Genomic DNA, 20338 nt, shown 5'->3' on the forward strand with positions numbered 1-20338 from the left:
AAGGTGTCTTCGCAATTAATTATACTTGCTTAAATTCGATCCAATCAATCTGCAAGCCTGGTTTGATGAATTCCAATTTCAATTCATACAGACCTGCTTCCAATTCGATTTTGACAAGCTTCTGTCTGATCCATTTGCCTTCTGTCCCATTACTTTGAATAGTCGTCATCAATTGATCGTTCAGGATCACATTACACGCGCTTTGCGCCAGTTCGGGTTCCTGAGACATAATATTGACAATAATCCGGTAGGGACCAGCCTGCTCCACTTTCATAAAGATCGATCCGACTGTGACAGGTTTAACCTGTGCATTATGGAATAGATCTTGCACCTGCTCTGCCGAAAGCGTTGGATTCGCCTTGAAGGCAGCGACCGTTTCTTCAATCTGTTGTTCTCTGGAGAACACCGGTGCGTGCATGATGAACTCGCAGATGTTCATGGCGGAACGTTGAAGTTCTCCTCGGGTTAAAGAGCCATTTTCCAAGGATTCCAGCGTATTGTCATCATAAGCATTGATTTCTGCTCCGTAGTTACTGACCACCATGTACAGATCGTTTTGAGCACGGACCATCCAGTTCATATATTTCCGATCTGCTGCACCTCCATGGACAACATCGTTCATGATGGCCCACCAATCTGTCATCACGATGCCTTTGAAACCCCATTCCCCGCGAAGAATCGTGGTATTCATGTCATAGTTCGAAGCTGCCCAATGCCCGTTAATCGGATTATAGGAGGTCATAATCGAATTCGCGCCGCCCTGCTTCACTGCAATTTCAAAACCTTTTAGATAAATCTCCCGAAGAGCACGTTCAGATACGATAGCATCTACCTTACTGCGATGTTTCTCCTGGTTATTGCAGGCGAAATGCTTCAGTGTAGCATTAGAACCGCCCTTCATAATACCTCGTGTACAGGCTGCGGCAAATATCCCTGAGATCAGCGGATCTTCCGAAAAATACTCAAAGTTGCGTCCATTAAGCGGACTGCGGCGGATATTCAATCCCGGTCCAAGCAAAGCATCCACATTGTTGCTGACTAATTCCCGGCCTTCCATAACATATAGCTCTTCAACCAATTCTGCATTCCAGGTTGCTGCAAGCAAGGTGCCAATAGGTACCTGAGTCGCTTTCTGCCCACTATCCATCCGAATTCCGGACGGGCCATCTGCTGTAGCTGCGACCGGGATACCGTAATTGAACAATTGATCGCTGACCCCGCCGAAAGCTGAAGCCGTACCCGGTGTAACAAGCGGACTGCTCATGCCTTCTCCTCGGACGATCGTAGCCAGATCGTGATCGCTAAGCTGGGCGATAAAAGCTTCCATGCCGACTTTACCATCGTGAACATCTCTTAACAAATAGCCCTGATTACCCGTCTGCTCAAGCGTTTCGGGTAGATTGTTCTCGATCCGTTCGGTCATAGAAACCTTGCGCGTCGCCACTTCTTCAGCGATGAGCTCGTACGAACCGTCTTCCTTCTGGGCGCCTGGCTTCATTCTAGTAAAGCTTTCGGTCGGCGCCATTGCCTCTTGTAGCTGCTCCACGACTTGAAGAGCATCCACGACATAACCACTTTGTCCTTCGAAGCCTATTTCCGCCAGAGCTTTGACACTGGTTCCCACATAAAAGCGGTAAGTCCCCTCTTCCAGCACATATGCGGAAGGATACCCCGTCACACCCGCGTCATCGTAAGACGCCATAGAAAGGATAGGGAAACTTACGGTAAGACGCTGCGCTTCACCTGCCTGAAGGACTTTAGTCTTCCCGAATGCCGCCAGAGCTTTGGCTGGTTGTCCCAGCTTTCCTTGTGGTGCAGCATAATAGACCTGCACGACCTCTTTTCCTGCATAGGTGGTTCCCGTATTAGTTACGGTTACATCGATTTGGACGTAGGATGCTCCTGCTTGGGTGATCAGTTTGACTGCCTCAGGCTCGACTTTAAAGGAGGTATAAGATAACCCGTAACCAAATTCAAACTGAACCTTATCCGGGCAAAATGTTTCGAAATATCGATATCCCACATAGATATCTTCCTCATACACGTTTTTGAATTCATTGCCATAATTGCGGGTCGATGGATAGTCTTTGATGGAATAAGCGATGGTATCGGTTAATTTGCCACTCGGTGTCACCTCTCCAGCCAGCACGTCGGCAATCGCATTGCCCCCCTCCATGCCACCCTGCCAGGAGTAGATCACGCTAGAAATCGGGTACACATAACTTTCATCGTTCAGCCAGCTCATATCAATAATATTCGATACATTCAGCACAACGACGGTTTGTTCAAAATAGGTCGTCACCTGCTTCAGCATCGCTTTTTCTTCCGCCATTAATTGGTAGCTTCCCGGCTCATCAGCATTGTCCTGATCTTCTCCCGCCGTACGTCCGATCACAATGATCGCTTTAGCCGATTTGCTTCTGGCCTCCGACACCAGCTCGTCGCTTAAAGGCATTTCCTTCTGATGCCATGGCTCTGCAGCCCAGCCACCTCCGCCATTATCGAATGGATTTTGCTCAATCCATTGTTCATAAACGGCTGCCAGTTCTTCGTTGACTACAAGGTTCTTTTTACTGCGAAGACCGTCTAGCAGGTTGGTCGTATATGAAACATGGACACTCCCGCCCGAACCGGTACCGCTGCGATAGTAATTCACTTGTGTTCTGCCAAAAATTGCAACGCCCTCTTCGTTTCGAAGCGGCAGGACCTGTCCTTCATTCTTTAACAGCACCGCGCCTTCTGCGCCTACCGTTCGACTAAATTCAGCAAACCCTTCTAATGGAACTCCCAGACTCTGTGTACTCAATTTGTTTCCTCCTGATTGTCATTTCCAGACCTATTTGCTCTTGTAAGAATAATAACTATAAGCTTAATATACAGGCACTGCTTCCGAAAAAGCAAAATCCACAACGTTTACAGTTGTGGATTTTTGCCGAATTTTCGAGAAATCCGGCGGATTCTAGACCACGGATTCCCCTTTGGGGTGTACCCTCTTCATTCATTCCACCAATCCCCCGCTCTGAGAGCAGGAGGTTGAATATTTATTTACGACGACGCTTCATCATGCGGTTATACATTACAAACGCGACAATGATCATGGCAAGCATAGCAACACTGCTTGCCGAATCAGGCGCCATGCCAAACAAGACACAAAGGTTAGTAACCAAGCTTCTCGTTAACAATGCGACCAGAATCAGCATTATCGGACGCCAAATGTTGTATCCTCTCATCCCAGCAACACTCCTGACCCATTATTCACAACATCTAAAACCCTTAACTCAATAACTATTAGATGCTATTATAGCACAGGTAGGAATGCGCATACATTCAACTATCAATTAATACCCTCGAATATCAAATTCAACGTTTCAGTTAGTAGTGGAGGAAACAAAGAAAGAAAGACGACATTTCATTCGGAGAGAAAGAATGAACGTCGTCTTTTTGGGTCGAACACTTTTAACTACTGTTATTTCAAACCTTTCCATACCCAGTTTTCTACTTCTGGCAAATCCAAACCTTCTTCACGGATGTATTCATTATGTTTCTTAACCATAGCATCCATTTCATCCACGATAGCAGTGTACTTGTCAGCATCAGGTAAGCTTAATACAGCTTCCTTCACTAAGTCATAACGGTCCATCTGATTCAATACACGCATATCAAATGGCGTTGTAATGTCACCATTCTCACGGTAACCATGTACATGCAAGTTATGATTGTGACGGTCAAAGAACAAATCTTTGATTAGACCTTCATAACCATGAAAAGCGAAGATAACGGGTTTATCATTTGTGAAATATTTCTCAAACTCAGCGTCAGAAAAACCACGCGGATCTAATTTTTGACTTCTCAGTTTCAATAAATCAACTACGTTGATATAGCGAATCTTCAGGTCAGGCAATTTTTCATGAAGGATCGAGATCGCAGCTAAACTTTCCAGGGTTGGTTCTGTACCCGAAGAAGCAAATACGATATCCGGTTCACCCTCTTGATCAGTACTTGCCCAGTCAATGATCTTCAATCCGGTATCCACCAATTCTCTAGCTTCATCCGCACTAAACCATTGTGGACGTGGGTGTTTAGAGGAAACAATCAGGTTGATTTTTTGACGGTCGTTTAAGATGGTATCAAAGACAGCAAGTAAGGTGTTGGCATCGGACGGTAGATATTCACGGATAAATTCCGGCTTCTTATCAGCCAAGTGACCGAGCAACCCAGGATCTTGATGGGTGTAGCCATTATGATCTTGTTGGAACACCGTTGATGTTGCTACGACATTCAATGAAGGGATGTCTGTACGCCATACTTGATCAGTCGCTTTACGCAACCACTTGAAATGCTGAGTAATCATCGAGTCAACCACACGCAGGAAGGCTTCGTAACTTGCAAAGAAACCATGACGCCCCGTTAATACGTAACCTTCCAACAAACCTTCAGCTTGATGTTCGGATAATTGCGAATCAATAACCCGACCATAAGGCGCCATGAATTCATCGTTAGGTTCTTTAATTTGATCCAGCCACTGACGTTTAGTGACTTCAAAAACAGGACCTAAACGATTGGACAAGGTTTCATCCGGTCCGAAGATTCTGAAATTACGGTTATCTTCATTAAGAAGGATAACTTCTCTTAAGTATTTTCCTAAAACCGCCATATCTTGAGCAATAACTTTACCTGGAACAGAGTTATCAAGTGCATAGTTACGGAAATCCGGTAAGTGTAAGTCTTTAATGAGGTTGCCAGCATTCGTAACAGGGTTCATCCCCATGCGTTTATTACCTGTAGGGAGGATTTCAGCAATTTCAGCTTTTAGGCGGCCATTGTCATCGAATAATTCTTCAGGTCTATAACTATTCATCCACTCCAATAAAGCGGGTGCATGTTTCATATTCTTTTGGTCAACCGGAATCGGCACTTGATGGGCACGGAATGAATTTTCATTTGGCACATTGTCCCATTGTTTTGGACCAGTCCAGCCTTTAGGTGAACGGAAGATCAGCACTGGCCATGCCGGACGAGTGGTGTCATTGTTTTCACGCGCATTCTTTTGAATAGCTTCGATTTTTTCGATAATAGTATCCAATACTTTGGCCATTTCCGGGTGCATTGTATTAGGATCTTCACCTTCAACAAAATAGGGTTCCCAACCCATACCTGTGAAGTATGCAGTTAATTCTTCTTTCGATTGACGTGATAGAATCGTTGGGTTACTGATCTTGAACCCATTTAAATGCAGGATTGGCAAAACCGTACCATCTGTGATGGGATTGATGAATCTGTTGGAGAACCAAGACGCAGCTAAAGGTCCGGTTTCAGCCTCTCCATCGCCAATAACGACAGCCGAAATCAAATTCGGATGATCTAAAATCGCTCCAACGCTATGAGAAAGGGAGTAACCTAACTCGCCGCCTTCATGGATAGATCCTGGCGTTTCGGGAGCAGCATGTGATGCAATACCCCCTGGGAACGAGAATTGTTTGAACAATTTTTTCATGCCCGGGATATCCTGCGTGATTTTCGGATAAATTTCAGTATATGTTCCATCAAGATATGAATTTGAAACCATGACCTGACCACCATGACCAGGACCTTCCACGTAGAACATATCCAAATCATATTTGTTAATTACACGATTTAGATGTGCATAAATAAAGTTTTGGCCGGGAATGGTGCCCCAGTGTCCAATCGGTTTAACTTTTACGTCTGAATCTTTTAAAGGCTCTCTTAACAAAGGATTGTCTTTCAAATAAAGTTGGCCTACAGATAGGTAGTTGGTTGCCCGCCAATAGGCGTCAAGTTTTTCTAAGTAAGTTTTAGTTGAGTAATCCACATTCATCGTTGATAATCCCAATCTCATCCACTCCTAAATGATTTTTTCTATACTCTCTAATTAATACTCTCTAATTAATACTTTCAGTCTCATGAACATCATACCGCAGCTTTGATTTAATTCAATCTTTTTAACAATTGATACGGTCCAATTATGTGAAATTTTGAACAAAGTATGAAAACCGGAGTAAATATTTATAAAAAAACTTTGATATTGAGAAATATGTTAGCGAATCCCATGTTGCCGAAGAGTGAAAATTAGCCCGTATGATGAATTAGTATTCTTCAAAAGCATAAAAAAAAGACCGGACAATTTCTCCAGTCTTAACATTAATGAACCGATACAAAGGTGTTGAATTTCAAATATTTGTAGTGGAAGCGCATGTGGGAAAATTCAAATGGCGTGCCATTATCCAAAAAGAAAATACCTTCCATAATGCCTACGGGTTCATTTTCTTTTAAATGCAGCAGTTCTTGATCATTTGACTCCGATGGCTCTGCAAAAATAGATAAAAAGGATTTGGTCACGGCCAGATTGCGCGATTCTTCCAAATAATGAAAAATAGAACCTTCGATAATCGTCTCATTTAAATTTTGGACTATTTTAATCGGGATATAACCTGTTTCGATCATAAAGGGGTCATCATCAAACAGCCTCAAGCGAATGATTTTGTATACAAAATCATGGGGCTCCAAGAACAAATCTCGCTGTAATTCCTCTGTTGGTCGAATGACCTCGAAATGCAATACTTTGATTTTCGGTTTTTTACCATTCATTTGGAAATTGTCAGTGACCCCTAGATTAGAACCTTCATAGTTAAAGATGGATTCGTTCTTTATATATAATGGATTGATAAATGTCCCCGAGCCACGTTTCTTAAATATGATGCCCGAACTTTCCATTTTAGTCAGCGCACGTTTAATTGAACTACGGCTAACTTGGTAAGTTTCACTAAGACTCCGTTCATCCGGCAATCTCATGTCCGCAAACTTTCCCGCGAAGATTTTCATTTTAAGGTCATCAATAATTTGCTTGTAGACAAATGTTGTCATGTAATACTCCTTTTTCAGGTCTGCTATAAATTAAGTATTAAATATATCATAACTGAGATAAGAGATCATCTAAACAACCAAGAAGAAACGGCTTCGCCGTCCTCTGAAAGAGGCGGCACCCGTTTCTTCGAGAAATATAAGGATAAATTATCGTGTGAAGCATATAAATTCTTAAATTTCAAGAAGAAACGGCTGCACCGTATGGACAGCTTATATCCTCCTTTCTACAATCTCGGGTCGATCTCTTTCTCTTTAGCAACCTCGAACAGCAGGTTTGCCGCGATTTGCTTGTAAGTGTCGTTCTCAGGTGTAATCTCGTTCAGCCTCACTTCAAGCATTTGCCGACCCAACCGGTGCTCATTTGCGGAAGTACGTAACTTGGAAGAAACATTCTTCTGCTTCATTAGCTTTCCATACTTGTGTGGAAACTTATAGTCGTACCCATAGATTATCGACAGGTAGCCGGGATTACGAACCTTCAGATAAGGTACCACACCCCGCTGTTCATGCTCCGGCTTAATAACAATGCCCTCCATCTGATTCTCTACAGTTAACTTTGAAAAAAACTGCTCTGCCCTAATGTAGGCATCAGCCTCTTTCAAGTCGAGAACCAAACATTCGTCGTCATTCAAGAAACGGTATTGTTCAGAGGTTGTGCCGTCAGGTATGCGCTCTTCCCCATCCGCTAACACTTCCTTCAGAATTGTAAATGGCTTGTACGCCAATTCCGCATCACCCGCATACAACTCTAATTGCTGCTTGTATATACGGTAAGCTTCATCACGCTGGTTAAGGTTCACATAGGCTTCTCTGATCCCTCGGACATATTTAAAGTTCTGATATACGTGAGATCCATAATTGGTACTAAGCGCCTCTTTCGACAAATGATGCTGATCCTGTTCGAAGCCGCTTGCTTCAAATTCCTGCACTAGCTTACCCAGTGCCTCCTCGAAGCCATTTTGTCTTAGGAAATCGAGTTCCGTCTCCAGCGCCTTACCAATCGGCCGGAATTGACGCTCAATCAGCCCGTCTCCAAGCGCTTTCCAGGGTAGAAGCTCCCCATCCAGAATAAGCACAGTTAGCCCTTGCTCAGTCATGTAGGTCCCCAATCTGTGAAGCAACTGTTCGTAGATGGGTGTCAAATCGACAGCCTGAATCTTATACCCATTACGGCTAACCGCATAACACTGCTCCAGCTTCCGATATAGATACACATTACAGCGTGAACCCATGTATTTGGGCTGCAGCACAACTTCTGATACGCCGCGTTCAGCAAAGTAATCCAGACCTTTTCGCAAAGACTCGAGCTCTCCAGCAGCCTCATCCTTGTCCGCCGGTGACATCGTCCCGGAGATGAAATTAACTCGATTTTGCGAGCAATATTGCAGTCTGCGTACAGCCTCGTTATCAAGATCCTGTAAGGATACTACTTTCTCTTCTCGGAATAGGATCGGAAGTTCTTCCTGCACTGCTGTAATCTGTGACTTCTGATTTTTATAAAAAGGTCTAAACGAAATACGCACAGAAGTCAGCACATTACCCTGCGCACACCCCGTGTCGAGGTGGATTTTATTCTTTATCCGAAAAGTCTGCTTAGCTGCAATATGCCCGAATAGATGGAAAGGGTGATTCCCCTCCGCTTCTTGCTTGAGAAAATTAAGTTGTTCCTCAAAGGAAGCTTCACGATCGATCCGAAAGTTACGTTGGTGACGTAGGGAATTCGTATCCAGCTTGCCAATATATTTATTACGACAAGGGGCATGCGTTACATAAAATGAAGGTCCTTGCATGCCAATATAACGGTAAAATGGCTTAGACAGCTCCACTAAAACTGAAAATTTATTAAAAAGCGCGGCATCCTCCTTGAGCACTTGGGTCGAATCAAAGTACGTTCGCAGCAGTTCCGGATCAGTGCCCTGAATCTCACCCTTTACGTACTTGTAGACAAAGTTCTCGTGATTGCCCATAACAAACAGAAAATGCTCACGATTTTCATATAGAAACTCTACGGTCTCACGTGTTTGCTTACCTTTATCAATCCAGTCCCCTACAAGAATGATTTTCGTATCTCTGAGCTTATCCGTCAGCGTCAGCTTACCTTCATCTACCCGGTAGCCATAATTACGCAGCAGTCCCTGAAGCTCCTGAACACACTCGTGAACATCGCCAACCACAATAAATTCTTGGCCTTGCGGAAGTACTGTAGATCTATAATCCTCCCAATCCTGAACTCTCACCTGATAGTCCGGATTAGGTTGCCCTTCCTCTGTCAGGTAGAAATCCTTGGCGCGTACCTTATGAATTTTGTTGTATCCTTCCCGTGACAGAACTGGCAGAACGTCCTTTCTCAACCGATTCAGATGGCTCGAAATCAATTTTTTGGAGCGTTCCGAAGCGTAGTAATCCTCCCGTTTGCGGTAATCGAACAGAATAACCTCCAGGTTGTAATTATTCTCTTGGGCAATTTCACGAACCTTACTACGGTAATCCTCAGACAGTCCAATGGTATCCATTACTACAAATTCCGCATTAATGGGAAGTGAGGTGACCAGCTTCAGCCGCTCAAACAATAGTTGAAAGGCATGCGAACTCGCCTCCAGCATAACCTGATCATACTTATCGTAGTCATAGCCTAGTATCTCCTGCCGGATTCCATCAGAAGACAAATACTGAACATTCGTCCGTACGCCCCTGGAAATATCCTCTAATTTGAGCTGCGGAATCAGCACTTCTTTGGCAAAAGTCGATTTTCCGCATTCCGTCGCCCCTACGAGCAGAAATATTGTATGTACACGGGTTTGAATTTCCACGGCTTACTCCCCCTTTCTTCGCACTATAGCGCATTGTGTCGTACGCATCTTGTCAACCCGGTCACCAACCATCAAATACTCAACCTCAACCGCTAAACCTTGAACCGTATCCGTAAACCATTGCTGGAACGCTTCCTGTCCCATTTCCCACTTATGATCTTCATGCCGGAAACCTTCCAGCTCATAGTATCGGTTGAAATCAGCATTGGGCGTCGTTACTATGAATTGGTCGTAATCGACATCCCTGCATACTTGCTGGATAAGCGCTGCAGCTTCACCCTCGCTCATATGCTCGATGACTTCCGTTAATATCACATCGACCTGCTCCCCATTGTACGACTCCAGAAAATGATCCAGAGAGTGAAAAGTAGCCAAGTTATCAATTTCCTTAGCTCTCGCTTTCCGATTCACAACCTCCAACAGCTCCTCGACTACATCAATGGCATAATAGGCATTTTCCATTTTTCCGGCAAAAGGAATAGCATAGAACCCTTCGCCGCATCCAATGTCCACAATCGGCTTATTGAACGGAAGGACACTCGAAATATAACTACGCCGCTGCATTGCGGTACTTCCATACTCCAGCCCGATGGAATAGCGAGCTGTTTGCTCGATGTATTCCTTATATTTCTTAAACCGCTCTCTGGAGGTCAGGAAATTCCTCGCAAATAAACTGCGTATATAAAAGGGTGCATCGATGACATTCAGGCTGCGAATATACTTATCCAAAATAGATTCCGAAATATCTATATATTCATCTCCAAACATGGACAAGAACAAGGACAAGACACTCACAACATGTAAGAGGTGATACAAGCTTTTATGTGTAGTAATGGTCAGTGAATAGCTCTTATGGGCTTGAAGCTGCAAGGAAAAGGTATAGTCCTTCAAGTGCTTTTCAAAAAATTCAATATAATGTACCCGCTCCACATGCACCAAGTTGATGAAAAAAGAGTGCTCATATCCTTCCTCGTCCCGATCGTCCTGCGCCTTGAAGAGTGTAGAGAAGAACTCATTGATCGCATTAAGCGAAAATAGAGGTGTGTTAAACCGCGAGACATTTAGGTACTCAAAGCTCTCACTTTCGTTCTGCTTGTAGGAGAGTTCATTATCTGCATCCTTAAAATAAACGTTATACGTCGCGTCATTGGAATACCAGCCGTACGCCAATCCTTGGCGAACCGGACGAAGCTGCATCCCTGTCACTGGATTCTTCTTAATTAAAAAAGTGAATTTTGGATTCGTAGATTTCAATTGTACAATGGCCACTACCATCTTCCTCCCATCAATCTTACTATAGGGTCACAGTCCCCATACTTCCTGTAAAGCTTGCCGAAACAAGGCATCCAACTGCTGATCTCGGGAGTACTCCTTAGCATTTAAGGACGCCGCTACTTTATCAAACACTTGGAACTGCTCTTCTAAATAATCGTTAATCGCGCTTAATCGCGGCTCGTAGTCCAGTTCCTCACCCGCCTTTTTCCGTGACAGCAATTGCTGTATCTCCTGCCATAACTCTTCATCCTTGGGGATCAGCCGATCTACCAGCACATCAAACGCCATTGGCGGCATCTCCTCATAGCGGTTAATCCATTCGCAGGCTAGAACAGGGCGCAGTACATAGAAGTATTTCTTAATCTTGACCTGCTCGCCCTGCAAGTAATCACGGTAGTTCCCTTTAGCCATGTTCAAATAATGATACATACAAGACTTGGGTGAGAATGTGTACGGTGAAATCCCTCTAAGCTTCTCGGCCACAGTGTACTTCTCTTCATATTGAATGGGCGATTGCAGCCACTCCAGTAATGGAGGGTTGGACTTGCGGAATAAATTTAATGCTTTTCGCAAATCCCAACCATTGATATCCAGCCTGTCATTAATAGGTCGTTCAATAACATCCCGCTTATCGAAAATAGATAAGTACCATTCCGGTTTTTGAAGATAAATAAATCGCACATCGTAATCGCTATCCTGAGACGGGAACCCCCATGCTCGGCTGCCAGATTCACAGGCATACAATATGGTGACTTGCTCCTCTTGTTCTATGAGGGCTAGCTGCTCACGGATAACCTTATTTATCTGTTCCATCGTTATCCCTCCAGATCAACTGCCTCATCCATATTGAACTCGGCTTAATGAATCTATCTTCGCTCATCTTGACCTTAACGAACAGGGTGAAAGTATGGCGGCAGATAAAAATTCTTCCATTTTCTTCAACTCAGCCGCTTGATATAATGAATACTATAATTTGTAAAGGATTCGCTACCTGCTGGAGGAATGCAAATGGCTCGGGAAAGTTTCGACAAGGAGATTCAATTTCTTCGCATGCTGGCATTAGCTGGGGGCGCATACAGCAGACAACAATTCGCCGATCGTCTCGGCATTTCTGTACATACTTATGACAAAACACTACGTAATCTCAAGGGAATGGTGAGTGTCCTGCAACAAGGTCTTCCTGCAGAGCAAGGCACTGAAGTTACCGAGTGGCTCCACTACAATTACTATGAATCTGCGGACCCGCTTCTCCTTTTCTTGTTTCGGGCAAAGGCACTTAAGGAAACGGAAAGCATCCGACTTTCTTTACTATTAACCGCACTACAGACGAAGGAGCTCACCGCTAAAGATTTACAGGATGTCTGCAGTGAGCAAATGCCAGCCGATGGGCCACAGCCAGATGAAAAAACCATCCGGGGGGATCTGAAATACCTAGAGGAAGTTGGCGTTATTCTTCGCGTAAACGGAGGGCGGCCTTACCGATACAGGGCCGCTAACGACCTGATAGACCAATTATCCGACGATGAACTCATGGATCTTTACGACTACGTTGATGTCATTGCCAATACACAGATTCCGTCCGTGCAAGGCTATCTGCTGCGTGACACCTTAAAAAAGGTCTTACGAAAGCGAGGTTTTCATCCAGAAGCTGTCGAAACTCATCGTTATAAGTATAATTACCATTCACGTATTCTTGACGAGGCGCATCTCTATACGATATTTGGTGCGATTCAGCAGCGAAAAATGCTCCATTTTCTTTATCTATCTCCTAAAAAGGGTAAGAACTACGCTTCTCAGAACACCAACCCCCTCTTCGAGCGGGAAACAAAGGGTGTAACACAAAAGGTTCTCCCCCTTCGAGTCGTCTATGATCATCAATATGGGCGATGGTATTTAATTGGACATCATTCACGTATGGGAATAATGAAATTCCGTATGGAGGGACTTACTCAGATTGAGGAAGGCCACGCTGTGGAAGAGGAAGAGTTCGCCCAGAAACTCAGCAAAGTAGAAGCACAGTTGCAGAACAGTTGGGTTACGGATACTACGCGTACTCTTAAAGTGGTCGCTAGATTTTATAGCCCTAACCGATCGGGTGCTAATTTTATCCTGGAGCGCGTTGAGGCGCAGGGACAGTGGGGAGTAATTACCGAAAACTCCGATTCTACGTTCCTTTACGAGATCATGGTGAACGGAATTTATGAAATTAAGCCCTGGTTACGGAGCTTCGGTTCGAGTTGCGAGATCTTAGAACCCGCTTGGCTTCGTAAGCAATTTATTGCGGAATGGAAGGAGATACACAGTTACTATGAATCCATTTGAGAAAATATTTAACTTTCAAATCATTTCCCGCCTCGATGAAATGGGTTCATTGGCTCTAACCTCCCAGGAACGGTCATGGCTGAAAACGATGCTGGTGCACCCGGCTTCCACCGAAGCCTTTACACCAGATACCCTAAGCAAATTAAACATCATCTTGGATGCGGAATCCTCAACAGAAGTGCAAGAGATCATTCTGGAGAAAGCCAAAACTCAGGAACGGCGGGTCTACCATCCTATGCTTCGCACACTCCGCCGAATAATCATGCAAGACCATGGAATCCTTCTTTCTTACCATTTTAAGCATGGTGGAATTAAGACAAATCAGTCCGGTTTTCCTCATAAGCTGGAATACAACATGTTTAAGAGAGAATGGTATTTGCAATGGTACAATACTCGCCATCATTCCCTCATGTCTACTAAACTCCAAAACATCATATCGGTCGAAGAAACCTTGGTCCCCCTCGATCAGGTTTCAGCCTTGAAGGTAACATTGGAGCGCTTACTAGAGGAACGAAAAGATTACGCATGGATTCAAGTCGTTCCAACCTTTAATGTTGAATTGTCACGAATTCTATACGCCTTCTCCTGTTTTGAAAAGTCTGTGTCCTTTGATGAAGACTCTGGCATCTACCGCATCAAAGTCAACTATATGAGAGACGAGAGCGAATTCCTTTTGTCAAAAATCCGCTTCCTTGGGCTGCGCGTAAAAATTGTTGAGGGCGAGCACCTCAAGAAGCGCATGCGAGAATCGGCTTCCAAGGCGCTAGCTCGGTATGCTGACTTGTAATCTTTCCGCCTGATAACAGGCAATAGAAAAACAGACACCCTTCAAGGTGTCTGTTGCTTTATTCCACGTATGCTTCCTGATAAGCTTGTCGGCGCCCCAGCAGCTTCAAGCCATCGTTCAATTCCTACTCTATGATCTTTGAACGGAGTGCTCCCGAAGAATAACAGCTATCTGCTCAAAGGTGCAGTCACCCTTGGCAATATCTACGATAAATTCAACAGCATATAGACGCTCCAGCTTCAAATGATATCCTTTTAGCATTAAAAATGACTTAACCGCGAGATACGCTGTCCGTTTATTTCCATTATGAAAGCAATGATTCTTAACCAAGGATTCCAATAAGGCGGCCGCCTTATCAAACAATGACGGGTAGGCATCTTCACCAAACAAGCTCTGCTCTGGTCTATGTACAGCAGAATCAAGCAGGGCATGATCTTTGATACCCGCCTGATCTGCGTCTTCCATCTTCCTCATCATATAATAGTGGGCTGCAACAATTTCTTCTTTAGTCAAAAAAATAGTCATATTACCGATCCCTTAAATCTTCGAATATTTCTCTATCCTCTTCAAACACATCATAGAATGCTTCCAGCACCTCAGGACGGACATGCTCAGGCAGCTCTAAATGCCGAACTTTTCTCAATACAACTTCACCTTGAGCATTCTCAATGAATTCAACTTCGTCACCTTGTACAACATTCATCTTCTCGGCAAGACTTTTCGGCAGACTCACACCTAAGCTATTTCCCATTCGACCTATTTTACGGGAGTAACGCTTTGACACTGATTTCTCCTGGTTCATCTTGAACGCTCCTTTCATGGTAACTCCATCCAGAAAAATTGAGAGACAGCCAGAATTAGCCCAATCACATTCACGACAATAAAAAACCACTTTTTGGCCCTCCGGCTTGTAGACTCTCCCTCTACAAACAATGTCCAAACTAATATCCCGTTTAATACGACCATAATAATGAGAGCCAACCACCAATTAGCCGCCACATGATTTCTTCCTCTCCTGAACGTGAAGTAATATTAAAATCACCATTTCATAAGTTCCTTAATCTGAGCAACCAGTTTCTTCGCGGCTTTGTGATGAGTAACTTTTGACGGGTGCCAGTCGGCCGCGTATCCATCAGCTTCCAGTTGACCGTCAAACCTCATTGCAGCGATATTAGTATCGCCTGTTTCCTGTGTATAGTCGCTAACCGCCTGTTCGAGATAAGGATATAGCCTGTCTCCCATGATGCCCAACGTGCATAAGAGGACGGCATGGGAATTATTTTGTCTGACCAATTTAAGAAATTCCACATACCGTGATCCATATTCCGTCTGTCTGTCCGCATCATCCTTAGCATAAGAATCATCATTCGTCCCCAGATTAATGACAATCAGATCAGGCACAAACTCGTTGAAATCCCAGCTTATGGATTGAGGCTCCAGTATATCGTCAAATCTCCCCTCCGATTTGCCCACTTTTTCGTAGTAATCCGGAACCAGATGCGTGGTGAGTTTTTGATCATTTTCCGTATAACCTGTAATAATGCCATATCCGCTGTAAGAAACCATGCTGTAGTCAGCCTGAAGCGCTTGAGCCGTTTGATAAGCATAGGCTTTCGTGACATCTTCCGTAGCTGTGGAAAAAGAATGCAGTTCATTCTCATCGTCAACCCCATATCCACAAGTAATGGAGTCGCCGATGAATTCAATTTTATGTACGTTTACCGGGGTGGGCTTAATTCTCCTCGTGGCATCGACGGTGATCCTTTCAATACCGACCGTTGACATAGCCGCCTCCGATAATTTAATGAATCTCACCGTGACGTTCTCATCGGTATCGCTTTCAAACACAGTAAACGTTCTTAAAGAGTCCTTTACTTGATCATCAATGACTCGTTTTCCGTTTACGTAAATGCCGATTCTGGCCTGATTCGTATGACTTAAGGCTATATCATCTCCTTTTACTGTAATTTCCGCTTTTTTACCATAGAATGAGAACTCCACTCCGCTACCGGACAAAGCCAGCCACAGTACTTCATTGTAGTAGTAGGTTCGCCCGATGATTTTTACATATGGATCTATTGCTTGGAAATCTCGCACTGCTTCCGACATACTAAAACCCTCTTTCTTCGCTATATATCAGTAACAGTAACAAAGACCCTGTATGTTTTCAATCAAACTCTATCCATTTCTTTTAGCAGTCTCTAAAATGAAAAAAGACACCCATAAAGGTGTCTTTCACTGATACTCCACATGGAGCAGAGGGATTCAAACCCCTGACTGAAGATAACAGCACATAAGCTTCTACGAGTGTAAGACAGATTTGAAGTCACCTAAGATCGTGCCTGTGTCGTAATTGCTGTTATTCAATCATGCTCTTCGTTGCCTGATACATATTCTCTACGTATTGATCGACTTCATCTCTCGACATACGCAGGCGGTCTACAGAAGTGCCATACCCGATTTCCTGCTGCCCCTCTTCCAGACCTTTAAAAATCCCGTCCGTGAAGGCATCCAACGGTTCCCCATGTATATGCAGCCCTGCTCCGCCCAACTGCGTATTTACCGCTGGAGGGGCAACTTCAATAACTTCTACAGACGTCTCCGAGAGCTGATGTCTGAGGCTCATGGTAAAGGAATGAAGCGCCGCCTTACTTGCCGAATAAATAGGAGCAATCGCAAACGGTGTAAACGCCAGCCCGGACGTGACATTAATGATCGTCGCCGCATCTTTTGCTGCAAAATATGGAGCGAACAGCATAGAGAAGTGGATCGGCGCTTCGATATTGGTGGTGATCTCATTATTGAAATAACTCCAATTGTTCTTGGCATCGTCTTTAAGCACATTGAACCGCTGCTGAATTCCTGCATTATTAATCAAGACATTTACTTCCGGATAATTTGCTGTCACCCATTCAAACAAGGCCACACGCTCGGATTCATGATTCAAATCGCTTACACGAGTAATAAGGCCGGGGAATTTTTCTTTCGCCTGTTCAAGTACCTCTTCACGTCGTCCGCACACAATCACTTGATTCCCGGTATTTAAGAAACGCTCTGCAAAAGCCAGTCCTATTCCGGAAGCTCCACCTGTAATCAAAATCGTATTTCCTGTAAGTTTCATTGTTATTCCTCACCTTCATTATTTTGTTCTTGCATACGTTTGACATAACGATCAATCTTCCAGTCGATTCCTTCGATGGATTCGGTCATCAACGAAATTTCGGCCAGTACAGCCTGCTTGTGAGTCCTCATCATTTGCAGACGAAGCGCTGTAGTAGCATCACCTTCTACGACCCAATCGATATATTGCTTGATGCGGCTTATGGGCATATTCGTATTTTTCAAACACATCACCGTTCCAAGCAGCCCCATATGATCTTCTGAAAATAACCGCCTACCCGCCTCATCACGCTCGATTTGAGGCAACAGCCCCTTTTTCTCATAATAACGCAGGGTTGATTCTGGAATATTAAATTTGGCTGCAACTTCGCCAATGGAAAAACACTTCATCCGGAGGCCTCCCCGTTGTATCTGTTATTGTCGACAGAACTAGCATACGACTTAAACCATGGTTTAAGTCAACTAAAAGTTGCAGTAATGGCATGCCCGCTATCACAAGAATAATAAACCGTCAGAGTGGCTCATTTTTCATTTTTTTCTCAAATATGGGGTTATGAGTTGGTTGAAATTATCTTATAATTAGTTTGGGCTTGGATACTTTTCATCCATTTGTGAACGCGCGTTTATGGTCGGCCCATTACCCACTTTAGTAGGAGGAATGGATATGCAATACGGTTATTTTGACGAAAAGAATAAGGAGTATCTCATTACGAAGCCGAATACGCCTGCCCCTTGGGCGAACTACCTCGGCTCACCGGAATACGGTGCCATCATCTCTGGCAACGCAGGAGGCTATAGCTTTGTAAAGTCAGGGGCCAACGGACGGCATCTCCGCTACCACTTCAACTCCAAAGACGAGCCGGGACGCTATATTTACGTGAGAGATTTGGAGAACGGGGATTATTGGTCCGGCTCCTGGCAGCCAGTGGGTAAAGATCTGGACCAGTATAAATCGGTATGCCATCATGGAACCGGATACACAAACATCGTCTCAGACTACGACAATATCCATACAGAATCATTGTATTATGTGCCACTGAACAAAACCTACGAGGTGTGGCGCATGAAGGTCCGCAATGACAGCTCCAAGGTGCGGAAGCTGGCCCTCATCGGATTTGCCGAATTAACCAACAATAACAACTACGAACAGGATACTGTCAACCTTCAGTACACTCTGTTTATCTCACGTACCTACTACAAGAATAATAAGATCCTTCAAGTCATCAATGAAAACATCCCTGAAGAGCAAAGCTGGAGATTCTTCGGCGCTGCGGGTGCAGAGGTTACTGCATACGACGGCGACCGGGATACATTCTTGGGCGATTATCGCAGCTACGGGAATCCAGCCTCCGTTGCCAACGGACAATGCTCCAATTCACTGAACTACAATACCAATCCCTGCGGTGCCTTGCAGATCAATGTAGATTTGCAGCCGGGAGAAGAGAAAGAAATCGCCTTCCTACTGGGACAATATGATGAGACAGGTGCATCTGAGATTCTCAGCCACTATAAAGATCTGTCTATCGTAGACAAGGAGCTCGAAGAGTTGAAGGTATTCTGGCACAGCAAGCTTAACCGCTTCCAGGTTCAGACACCAAGTGATAATCTGAACAACATGATCAACACCTGGAACGCCTATCAATGCTTCATTACCTTTATCTGGTCACGCGCCGCCTCCTTCCAATACTCCGGTCTGCGTAACGGACTCGGCTACCGGGATACTGTGCAGGATATTCAAGGCATCATTCATCTGGATCATGAGATGGCTCTAGGGCGTCTGAGACTGATGATTTCTGCTCAGGTCTCTAACGGTGGCGGACTCCCATTGGTGAAATTTGACCATAATCCCGGGCATGAGGGCACACCGGATGATCCGGAATATGTACGGGAGACCGGTCATCCCCATTATCGGGCTGATGACGCCTTATGGCTGTTCCCAACCGTTATTAAATACTTGAATGAAAGTGGCAACTGGGACTTTACAGATGAAGTGATCCCTTATTCTGATAAAGGCGAAGGTACGGTGTACGAGCATCTGCGCCAGGCCATTCAATTCAGTCTGGATCGTATGGGTGTACACGGCATGCCTGTCGGGCTTCACGCCGACTGGAACGATTGTCTGCGTCTTGGAGCCAAGGGTGAGTCGCTATTCGTCGCCTTCCAGCTGTACATGGCCTTCAAAGTATTCATGGAAATCGCACAAAATAAGAACAAACCGGGCGATGTAGAGTGGGCACAGGGTCTGCTTGATGAGCTCGACGGGAACATTCAGAAACATGCCTGGGAGAACGATCAGTTCGTTCGCGGGTTCACCGAGGACAACTATACCATTGGTTCCTGGGAGAATGATGAGGGCAAAATCTGGCTGAATCCACAAAGCTGGGCTGTACTAAGCGGCGCTGCCCGCCCAGATCAGGCGAAGCTCTCCATGGATAAAGTGTACGAGAATCTGCGGACTGATTACGGTACCATGATATTCTACCCTCCGTTCCGAAAATACGGATTGCCCGTAGCGCTGATGGCTCTCTTCAACGCCTCAACGAAGGAAAACGGCGGTATCTTCAGCCAGCCACAGGGATGGCTCATTCTGGCCGAAACCATGATCGGCAACGGCGATCGCGCGTTCGAATATTTCCTGGATTGCAGTCCAGCCAGCATGAACGATAAGGCCGAAATCCGTAAGCTTGAGCCTTATGTACACGGCCAATTCGTCGAATCCCTAGACAGCCCGTATCAAGGCCGGGCACATGTCCACTGGCTCACCGGCACTGCCTCAACCGTGATGGTCTCCCTGGTGGAGGGTATCATGGGGATTCAGCCTCAGATGGATGGCCTTCGCATTAACCCATGCGTTCCTGGCGACTGGACAACCTTCTCCATGGTACGGGAATTCCGCGGGAAGAAGCTGAACATTCAGGTGGAGAATAAGAACGGTGTACAAAAAGGTGTATCCCGGATCGTCATTAACGGTGAAGAAATCCAAGGTGACCTAATCCCCGTTGCCAAAATGGCGGTAGAAAATGATGTGCTTGTCGTTATGGGGTAATTTTTCTATGAGGAATAGATAGGAGGGCGGACCGCATAGGTCCGCCCTTTTTCTTGTAGATTCCAATATACGTTTCAGGCGTACAACACACGATTA

The 20338-nt window shown here is 44.8% G+C and carries 16 protein-coding genes; 3 read left to right on the forward strand and 13 right to left on the reverse strand.

Translation table 11 applies throughout. The features are described from left to right. Positions 1-19 precede the first annotated feature (19 nt). The 7 genes from H1230_RS00325 to H1230_RS00355 form a co-directional block, all read right to left on the reverse strand. A complete protein-coding gene (locus H1230_RS00325; RefSeq protein ID WP_239713735.1) occupies positions 20-2806 on the reverse strand; it encodes a glycoside hydrolase family 3 C-terminal domain-containing protein in 2787 nt (928 codons plus the stop codon). Between the two features lie 235 nt (positions 2807-3041). Beyond that, the gene (locus tag H1230_RS00330) at positions 3042-3230 is read right to left on the reverse strand and encodes a hypothetical protein (RefSeq protein WP_239713736.1); all 189 of its coding nucleotides are present in this window, start codon (positions 3228-3230) and stop codon (positions 3042-3044) included. Positions 3231-3466: 236 nt separating this feature from the next. After that, a complete protein-coding gene (locus H1230_RS00335) occupies positions 3467-5836 on the reverse strand; it encodes a phosphoketolase family protein (protein WP_481857198.1) in 2370 nt (789 codons plus the stop codon). Between the two features lie 323 nt (positions 5837-6159). Then, the gene (locus tag H1230_RS00340; protein WP_239713738.1) at positions 6160-6882 is read right to left on the reverse strand and encodes a GntR family transcriptional regulator; all 723 of its coding nucleotides are present in this window, start codon (positions 6880-6882) and stop codon (positions 6160-6162) included. 224 nt (positions 6883-7106) lie between these two features. Further along, entirely contained in the window at positions 7107-9692 is a 2586-nt protein-coding gene (locus H1230_RS00345; RefSeq protein ID WP_239713739.1) for a metallophosphoesterase, read from the reverse strand. A 3-nt stretch (positions 9693-9695) separates the two neighbouring features. Then, on the reverse strand, positions 9696-10961 hold the full coding sequence (locus tag H1230_RS00350) for a methyltransferase domain-containing protein (protein ID WP_239713740.1): 1266 nt from the start codon (positions 10959-10961) through the stop codon (positions 9696-9698). A 33-nt stretch (positions 10962-10994) separates the two neighbouring features. Continuing rightward, on the reverse strand, positions 10995-11780 hold the full coding sequence (locus H1230_RS00355; RefSeq protein WP_239713741.1) for a nucleotidyltransferase domain-containing protein: 786 nt from the start codon (positions 11778-11780) through the stop codon (positions 10995-10997). A 195-nt stretch (positions 11781-11975) separates the two neighbouring features. Here H1230_RS00355 and H1230_RS00360 point away from each other — a divergent pair, with 195 nt between their 5' ends. Both H1230_RS00360 and H1230_RS00365 read left to right on the forward strand, forming a co-directional pair. Further along, a complete protein-coding gene (locus H1230_RS00360; RefSeq protein ID WP_239713742.1) occupies positions 11976-13289 on the forward strand; it encodes a helix-turn-helix transcriptional regulator in 1314 nt (437 codons plus the stop codon). Continuing rightward, on the forward strand, positions 13276-14076 hold the full coding sequence (locus tag H1230_RS00365; RefSeq protein WP_239713743.1) for a WYL domain-containing protein: 801 nt from the start codon (positions 13276-13278) through the stop codon (positions 14074-14076). The genes H1230_RS00360 and H1230_RS00365 overlap by 14 nt, the downstream gene beginning before the upstream one ends. Before the next feature lie 129 nt (positions 14077-14205). On the opposite strand, the gene H1230_RS00370 is transcribed toward H1230_RS00365, so the two are convergent. The 6 genes from H1230_RS00370 to H1230_RS00395 all read right to left on the reverse strand — a co-directional run bounded on the left by H1230_RS00370 (position 14206) and on the right by H1230_RS00395 (position 17586). Beyond that, positions 14206-14601 (reverse strand): type II toxin-antitoxin system death-on-curing family toxin, encoded by a 396-nt coding sequence (locus tag H1230_RS00370; RefSeq protein ID WP_239713744.1) that lies wholly within the window; start codon positions 14599-14601, stop codon positions 14206-14208. A gap of 1 nt (position 14602) precedes the next feature. Further along, entirely contained in the window at positions 14603-14878 is a 276-nt protein-coding gene (locus H1230_RS00375) for an AbrB/MazE/SpoVT family DNA-binding domain-containing protein (RefSeq protein ID WP_239713745.1), read from the reverse strand. Positions 14879-14892: 14 nt separating this feature from the next. Continuing rightward, positions 14893-15075 (reverse strand): hypothetical protein, encoded by a 183-nt coding sequence (locus H1230_RS00380; RefSeq protein WP_239713746.1) that lies wholly within the window; start codon positions 15073-15075, stop codon positions 14893-14895. A gap of 39 nt (positions 15076-15114) precedes the next feature. Continuing rightward, on the reverse strand, positions 15115-16185 hold the full coding sequence (locus H1230_RS00385) for an SGNH/GDSL hydrolase family protein (RefSeq protein WP_239713747.1): 1071 nt from the start codon (positions 16183-16185) through the stop codon (positions 15115-15117). A gap of 250 nt (positions 16186-16435) precedes the next feature. Next, entirely contained in the window at positions 16436-17197 is a 762-nt protein-coding gene (locus H1230_RS00390) for an SDR family oxidoreductase (protein WP_239713748.1), read from the reverse strand. 2 nt (positions 17198-17199) lie between these two features. Then, on the reverse strand, positions 17200-17586 hold the full coding sequence (locus H1230_RS00395) for a MerR family transcriptional regulator (RefSeq protein WP_239713749.1): 387 nt from the start codon (positions 17584-17586) through the stop codon (positions 17200-17202). Between the two features lie 274 nt (positions 17587-17860). Between H1230_RS00395 and H1230_RS00400 the strand changes: the two genes are divergently transcribed. Next, positions 17861-20242 (forward strand): glycoside hydrolase family 94 protein, encoded by a 2382-nt coding sequence (locus tag H1230_RS00400; protein ID WP_239713750.1) that lies wholly within the window; start codon positions 17861-17863, stop codon positions 20240-20242. The last annotated feature ends 96 nt before the right edge of the window (positions 20243-20338 follow it).

The sequence above is a fragment of the Paenibacillus sp. 19GGS1-52 genome (genome assembly GCF_022369515.1).
GTDB lineage: Bacteria > Bacillota > Bacilli > Paenibacillales > Paenibacillaceae > Paenibacillus_AQ.